Below are 364 nucleotides of genomic sequence, written 5' to 3' on the forward strand. Positions count from 1 at the left end.
TTTGGAAAGGTTTGGGCCTTTTCTTTAGTGCTCTAGGTTCGCTACGATTCTCTCGCAAGGGAACCTTCTCGCTCGCAATGACCAGAAGCATTTCGTCAAAGATTCTAGCACGGGTTCGTGGTGCATCTTTCGCGGCATAAATGGCGTAGGAAAACTGCCGTAAGGTATCGACAGTGCCCTTGAAGCTTAAGCGCGTCAGATCGCACAGGTAAAGGCTTGCAGCCTCTTGCATTAGGGATCGGATCAGGTTATGGGCGATGATGAACATTCGCAGCTCCTTGCGCACCATTTTCGGGGTTTTGCATCGGAGCATTTCCATGCCCATCGTGGTTTTGATGTGACGAAAGAACAACTCGACTGCCCA

General features: G+C 50.3%; 1 pseudogene. It reads right to left on the reverse strand.

The features are described 5' to 3' along the window. Positions 1-364: pseudogene (locus tag QEH52_RS20325) on the reverse strand (IS4 family transposase); the annotation flags it as partial.

Origin of the sequence: Thalassobacterium maritimum, assembly GCF_031127805.1 — a bacterium.
Lineage (GTDB): Bacteria > Verrucomicrobiota > Verrucomicrobiia > Opitutales > Coraliomargaritaceae > Thalassobacterium > Thalassobacterium maritimum.